Raw genomic sequence first — 6855 nt, forward strand, 5'->3', positions numbered from 1 at the left:
AATAATTGCCATAATCATAATTTCAATTGCACCAGCTGCACCAAAACCAACGGGTGGATCAGCAGCACTTACTAAACCAATTGCCGTTAAAATACTATCAAATGAGAAAACAATATTTAACAAAGCAATTTGTAAAATAGCAGCTCCTAATGTATTACTTGCTTTTCCATTAGTTCCTTCTTCTTCGCCTTCAAGTTTGTGATGTATTTCGGATACTGATTTGTATAATAAAAATAATCCACCACCAAAAATAATTAAACTTTGACCCGAAATTCCACCTGAGAAAAACCCTAAATCGAAATCGAAAAATGATTTTTTTAAGCTCATTACCCAAGTGATTCCAAAAAGCAAAACAATTCGAAATGCCATTGCTAATAATAATCCGATTCTTCTGGCTTTTGGTTGGTCTTCCGTTCTTAATTTTCCAGAAACAATGGATAAAAATACAATATTATCAATTCCGAGAATGATTTCTAAAAAAGTTAAGGTTAATAAGGCAATCCAAGCGTCTGGGTTGGTTAATATTTCCATTTGGTAAGGTATAGATTTTGTTTTTAGAATTTAGCCTTTTATAAGACACACATATATTTTACGTTGAAAACTATAATTTAGTTACAGAACCAAATTGTTTTTTTGCATCTCCAACAAATGAATATTCAAAATTATATTTTAAGTCTTTGGTATTTAGTATTTTAACGTGAATTGCTTTTTTTTCTGCTCTGTTTTTTGGCTTCACATTTTCTAAAATATATTCACAGTCATTTATCCAACGAATTGTAAAAGTATCGATAACTTGATTATAGTTTTCAATTTGAATAGAATCATTTCTTTCAAATGAACTGGTTAGTTTTTTACCATCAAAAGTGGTTTCTGAAGTAAATTTTCCGGTTTTAAAATCGGTACACTTTCTTTCTTGATTGTAACAAGAAACAAGTGTTAATGCGAATAGTAATATGATTTTTTTCATTTTATGTTTTATAACAATTTTGATAATTATTGTGGAAAATTCTTTTTACTTTTCCCAGATTAAACACATAGGAACATAGGAAATATTATGTTAAGTTGAGTAGCCTCGCTATGCATAGAAAACATAAATTAACTATTTTTTTACTTTGCTACTTTTTACTTTGCAACTTAGAAACTTAGAAACTTTTTACTTAGCAACTTTTTACTTTTACTTCTCAAACATACTTTTCATTATTGTATTTATGCCCTTAAACATCAAATAAACAGAAAATCCACAAATTAAAATGCCTAAAATCGCCACATAAATAAATAGAGGATGTTTTTGATTTTTAAAGCTACTATTTAAGATAAATACACCTACAAAAAGTGTGGGCAATGAACCTAATAATATACGAAGTCCTTTGTTTAGTATTATTTTATTTACAGACATACTTTTTTTATTTTTGGCTATTATAATAATCAACAGCTTTTCTTACACTTCCATACTCTTGTAATAATTTGGCACCTATTTCATACGATACTGGAATTTCGTCCATTATCATTCGTATTCCTCTGTCAATTAGTTTATCGTTACTTAATTGCATATCTACCATTTTGTTGCCTTTTACTTTTCCAAGTGCAATCATAGTGGACGTAGAAATCATATTTAATACTAATTTCTGTGCTGTTCCTGCTTTCATTCTGCTGCTACCAGTAACAAATTCAGGTCCAACAATTACATCAATAGGATATTTTGCTGTTTGCGAAAGCGGACTTTGCGCATTACAACTGATACTTCCGGTAACAATATTATTGTCATTGCATTTTTGCAATCCGCCAATCACATACGGAGTCGTTCCAGAAGCCGCAATACCAATTACAACATCGTTTTCATTAATTTTCCACGTTTGTAAGTCTTTCCAAGCTTGGTCTTTATCATCTTCAGCAAATTCAACGGCTTTTCTAATAGCGGTATCGCCACCTGCAATGATTCCTATAACGGTATCAAAATCAACACCAAATGTTGGTGGACATTCACTTGCATCAACTACGCCTAATCTACCAGAAGTCCCAGCGCCAATATAGAATAATCGTCCACCTATTTTCATTTTAGCAATAATTTGTTCAATTAATACTTCAATATTTGGTAACGCTTTTTCAACTGCTAATGGTACTGTTTTGTCTTCTGTATTGATGTGAGTAAGCAATTCGTTTACAGACATTTTTTCTAAATGTTCGTATTTTGATGCTTGCTCTGTAGTTTTAATAAATGTCATATATTTAGGCCTATTATTGTTGTTCAAATATACAAAGTATTTATAAATTTAAAGAATGACAACCATAGTTTATTGAATATTTTTATATTTGTTAAAAACTATAACTTTTGAGTCAAAAATCTCACAGATTAAAAATTTGCTTGGTTACCGTAACGCTTTCTGATGGAGGTGCAGAAAGGGTTGCAGCAGATTTATCATTGTATTTTGAAAGTCAAGGTATTGAAGTGTATCACGTTGTTTTTTCAGGTAAAATTGAATATAATTATGCAGGAAAACTTTTTCATTTAGAACATTTAAAAGATAAAAGAAATAGTTGGTGGAGTAGAAGTAAGCGTTTTTTTGCCTTGAAGAAATTTTTTGCAACAAATCATTTCGATTATTTAATTGACTTTAGAACAAAAGAGTATTTTCTACAAGAATTTATTATTCATAACTTTATTTATCCAAAATTTATACAAACGGTTCATAATTACCATCTTGAATATTATTTTAACAAGAGCAAGATTTTAACAAAATTAATGTATCTAAATTGTATTGAATTTATTTCAGTTTCAAAATCAATTCAAAAAAAAGTAGCTACTGATTATGGATATAGTAATTCAGGTTTAATTTATAATCCTTCCAATTTTAAACAGACAAAAATTGATTCCAATGAATTTTTAAATTTTAATTTTGAGTTTATAGTTGCTGCTGGCAGATTGCACAAAAATAATGTAAAACAATTTGATGTAATTATAGAAACTTATGCTAAGTCTATATTGCCTTCTAAAAAAATAAAGCTTGTTATTTTGGGTGATGGGGAGTTAAAAGACGATTTAATTGATTTATCAGTAAAGTTAAATATGGAAGCTTATGTTATTTTTGAAGGTTTTGTTTCTAACCCTTTTAAATATTATAAAAACGCACTTTTTTTAGTAATGGCAAGTAAATTTGAAGGTTTTCCTATGGTTATTATAGAAGCTTTATCCTGTCAATTACCTGTTGTTACTTGGGATTTTAATTCAGGACCAAGTGAGATTATTAAAAATATGGAAAATGGTATTTTAGTTGAAAACTACAATAAAGAAAAACTTATCGAGGCAATGAATCTGTTCGTAACAGATAATAATTTATATTTACAATGTAAAGAAAACGCATCGTCAAGTGTTAAACACTTTAGTTTAGAAAATATTGGTAACGAATGGTTAAAAGTTTTTAAAAAATAAATATGTAATGAAATATAAAATCATAGATATTCCAAAAATAAACAATGCAAAAGGTAATATTGGTATTGTTGAAAATGATACGATTCCTTTTGATGTAAAACGCGTGTATTATTTGTTTGATGTGCCAAGTGGTGCAAAGCGAGGAGGTCACGCACATAAAAAACTAAAACAAGTTATACTTGCTATTTCGGGAAGTTTTGATGTGGTTTTGAAAGATGGAAAATCAAAAGAAATTATTACATTAAACAGGCCTGATAAAGGATTGCTAATCGAAAACAACATTTGGCGCGAATTAGAAAACTTTTCTTCAGGTTCGGTTTGTTTGGTGTTGGCTTCGGAAGAATTTTCGGAAGCGGATTACATTAGAAATTACAAGGATTATTTGAGCTTTTTGAAAGAGTAATTATTTACTTCAGTATAACAAGAAATATCAATACGTACTTGTTTTTATACCTAATTTTAACAAAAACGACTTCAATTTATCAAGCATATTTAAAATAAAACTGGGCATTTTTAAAAGAACATTTTGTTTCCAATTTAAATTTCTAGAATCAATAGTTGCAATCATTTTTTTCCAACGTAAATCGTTATTTTTCTTTAAGCGTTTTCCTAAAACATATCGTTCGAAGTCGAGATATTTTTTTAAATCCGAATTGTTTGTCGCCCAATTTTCATAACTATCAAAGTCTGGAATGGTTTTGTTTAGTAATGAACTCTGTGTAAGTTGGTTTTCTGTTTGCATAAAATAACTCATCTGTACCGAGTTATCATAAGCTAATTTAAAATTGTAATTGGCTCTTATGTTAAAATCTAAATCTTCGGAAAAACCAATGTCTTCATTATAATACCCTATTTTTTCAAAAACTTCTTTATGAAAACATACAGAACCGTGCGTATAAATACCTTGCTTTACATTTATTTTGAAAAAATTAATATAACCTGTAAAATCTATCGGTAAATTTTCAGAACCATTGAGAGGATTTTTAATTACAGTACCCCAAATTTCTTCATAATTTGTGCCAAAAATTCGCGCTTCTGGAAAATTTTGAATTAATTGAAAGATACTTTCTAAAAATGTAGGTTTCCATAAATCATCAGCATCTAAATAGGTGATGTAATTGCTATTTGTGTTTTTAATCCCTGAATTTCTTGCGGCAGCCAACCCAGCATTTTTTTTATGATGAATAATTTCAACCGTATCTGAAATATATTTAGAGGCAATTTCTACACTTTTATCAGTAGAACAATCGTTTACAATTACTAAATTAAAATCCGTAAACGTCTGATTAAGAACACTTTTTATTGCATTTTCAATATACTTTTCTTTATTATAAAGCGGAATTATTACGGTAAAAAATGCCATATTAATCAGTTAAAATATACTGGAATACTTCTTTCCAATTGTGTAAGTCATTACTGGTATCAAAAGGCGAAGTATTTCCTTGAAACATATGTTTTTCTTCTACAAATTCAGTAATTAGTTTTGCCAACTCAGTAGCATTATTTTCATCAAAAAACGATACCTTTTCATAATTTCCACAAGATTCCTTTGCATAGGGTAAGTTAGCTAAAAACATCGGTTTGTTGTATGCTTTTGCTTCAGAAATTGGCAAGCCCCAAGTTTCTATTTTTGATGGAAAAAGTAAACAATCCATAGCATTATACATAGAAAGTAACTGACTTCTATTTACTTTTCCATAAAAATGAACATTTTCTAAAAAACCATATTCTTTAACTAAAAATTTGGCATATTTTTCTTTATTATTTTTCATTGTAGTAAAATGAAATTGCGTCTGTTCTGAAATGTTTTTAGGCAATAATTTTATGGCTTCTAAAAGAACTTCATGGTTTTTGTAGCTTCTTGGAAAACTTGGATAAAAAAAGTGAATTTTATTTGGCTCAAATGGAAAAAAAATAGTCGAAATTTCTTCTATATAATCTGGAATGGCAACTTTTATATTTGTGATGTTAAATCGTTTTTCGAAAATATTTTTTATCCAATGTTGTTGTACAAAAACCGTATGATTTTTAGAAATATTTATTTTAAATAGAAAATCATATAAAACGGAAAAAACACCAATCTTATAATCAAATTTCCAATCTTTCCAGTTGGGTTTAAAAAGTGTTGTAGGGTGATGGCAATACACAAATTGTTTTTTTGCTACTACATTGGGTGTAGTATCATGAAGCGAAAACCAAATGTCAGGTTGTACTTGTTTTGATAGTTTTTTAAAATAAAAATATTCGTAATATAAACGATACCACCAAGATTTTTTTGAACGTGGTATTTCAATAATAGTAATATTTGAAAATTCAAATTTCGAGGCATCATGAACCAAAGCGATAACTTCAACTTCTTCATTCTTAACAAAATTAGAAAGTTCATGTAACGCATTATGAAGGATAGTGAAAATACCACCTTCAACCATGTTAATACCTGAAATTACAATTTTTTTTCTTTTCAAGGCAATTAAATTATTTATCCAAAAGCATTTTTCCTGCAATAACTAATAACACTACAGCAAAAATTTTCTTCAACATTTTTTGATCTAATGTCAAGGCAAGTTTGCTTCCAAATATACTTCCAATAACAAAAAAAGCAGCAATTATAGCAGCGTATTTTATATTAATCTGACCTTCTTTATAATACGTAAAAACAGCTACTGCGGTTACTGGAACTGCTAATACGGCCAGACTTGTACCTTGTGCTTGGTGCTGATTAAATCCGAAAAACAGCACTAATAAAGGCACCATAATTATGCCGCCACCAACGCCAACTAATCCGCTTAGGACACCTGCTAAAATCCCGATAAGAATTAAAGACAATATTATTTGTAAGGTCATTTTACTTTTCATTTTATTTATTATATCCTTCTAATGGAATTTCAATTTCGTAAACTTTTTTTGTCGGATTGTCTAATTTTTTATCACGCAACCATTGGTTATGTGTTTTTAAAATTTTATAGTTAATCCCCTGACTTATAGCAAATGTAGACAAATTTGTGATAGTAGAGTCAACCATTATTTTTTTTGTGCTAATTTTTGGATATAAAGCTTCTTTTGGAATTAGATAGCCATATTTTTCTTGATTTTTCATAATTTCTTTCAAAGCTAAAATTCTAAATACATAACGCGAAGTTTCTTCGGTAAGCCATAAATTATAATAATCTGAAGTTTGTTGAAAATTAATGTGATTTTGTAATCCCGTCATACCACCATTGTATGATGCGGCAGCTACTGTCCAATTTCCGAATTTGTTTTTGGCTTTAATTAAGTATTCACAAGCAGCTTGCGTAGATTTTTCAATGTGATAGCGTTCGTCTACTTGTTCTGTTACTTCTAATTTACTTTCCTTAGCAGTTCCGGGCATAAATTGCCAAACACCTTTTGCACCAGATGGCGAAATGGCATTTATTAAGCCACTCTCA

At 29.1% G+C, this 6855-nt stretch carries 10 protein-coding genes; 2 read left to right on the plus strand and 8 right to left on the minus strand.

The window, feature by feature from the left end; all coding sequences use genetic code 11:
- From ACIQ11_RS07690 to murQ, 4 genes are all read right to left on the minus strand, one after another.
- Nucleotides 1-531 (minus strand): TerC family protein (locus ACIQ11_RS07690; protein WP_396154084.1); only part of this gene is annotated, 531 nt, incomplete at its 3' end.
- Nucleotides 532-601: 70 nt separating this feature from the next.
- The gene (locus ACIQ11_RS07695) at nt 602-967 is read right to left on the minus strand and encodes a DNA topoisomerase IV (RefSeq protein ID WP_396154085.1); all 366 of its coding nucleotides are present in this window, start codon (nt 965-967) and stop codon (nt 602-604) included.
- 207 nt (nt 968-1174) lie between these two features.
- Nucleotides 1175-1396, minus strand: coding sequence for a DUF6095 family protein (locus tag ACIQ11_RS07700; protein ID WP_396154086.1), 222 nt, complete (start codon nt 1394-1396; stop codon nt 1175-1177).
- A gap of 7 nt (nt 1397-1403) precedes the next feature.
- Nucleotides 1404-2222, minus strand: a complete 819-nt coding sequence (murQ, locus tag ACIQ11_RS07705) for an N-acetylmuramic acid 6-phosphate etherase (protein WP_396154087.1) — start codon at nt 2220-2222, stop codon at nt 1404-1406.
- A 107-nt stretch (nt 2223-2329) separates the two neighbouring features.
- Between murQ and ACIQ11_RS07710 the strand changes: the two genes are divergently transcribed.
- Together ACIQ11_RS07710 and ACIQ11_RS07715 are read left to right on the plus strand one after the other, a co-directional pair.
- A complete protein-coding gene (locus ACIQ11_RS07710) occupies nt 2330-3427 on the plus strand; it encodes a glycosyltransferase (protein WP_396154088.1) in 1098 nt (365 codons plus the stop codon).
- A 7-nt stretch (nt 3428-3434) separates the two neighbouring features.
- On the plus strand, nt 3435-3830 hold the full coding sequence (locus ACIQ11_RS07715) for a sugar 3,4-ketoisomerase (RefSeq protein ID WP_396154089.1): 396 nt from the start codon (nt 3435-3437) through the stop codon (nt 3828-3830).
- 27 nt (nt 3831-3857) lie between these two features.
- Here ACIQ11_RS07715 and ACIQ11_RS07720 read toward each other — a convergent pair whose 3' ends face one another.
- The 4 genes from ACIQ11_RS07720 to ACIQ11_RS07735 form a co-directional block, all read right to left on the minus strand.
- The gene (locus tag ACIQ11_RS07720) at nt 3858-4790 is read right to left on the minus strand and encodes a glycosyltransferase family 2 protein (protein ID WP_396154090.1); all 933 of its coding nucleotides are present in this window, start codon (nt 4788-4790) and stop codon (nt 3858-3860) included.
- Nucleotide 4791: 1 nt separating this feature from the next.
- Entirely contained in the window at nt 4792-5892 is a 1101-nt protein-coding gene (locus ACIQ11_RS07725) for a glycosyltransferase (RefSeq protein WP_396154091.1), read from the minus strand.
- Between the two features lie 10 nt (nt 5893-5902).
- A complete protein-coding gene (locus ACIQ11_RS07730) occupies nt 5903-6283 on the minus strand; it encodes a sulfite exporter TauE/SafE family protein (protein WP_291241873.1) in 381 nt (126 codons plus the stop codon).
- A 1-nt stretch (nt 6284) separates the two neighbouring features.
- Nucleotides 6285-6855, minus strand: a 571-nt coding sequence (locus ACIQ11_RS07735; protein WP_396154092.1) for a lytic transglycosylase domain-containing protein, incomplete at its 5' end; no start/stop codon positions are given.

The organism is Flavobacterium sp. (genome assembly GCF_044361065.1).
Taxonomy (GTDB): Bacteria; Bacteroidota; Bacteroidia; order Flavobacteriales; family Flavobacteriaceae; genus Flavobacterium.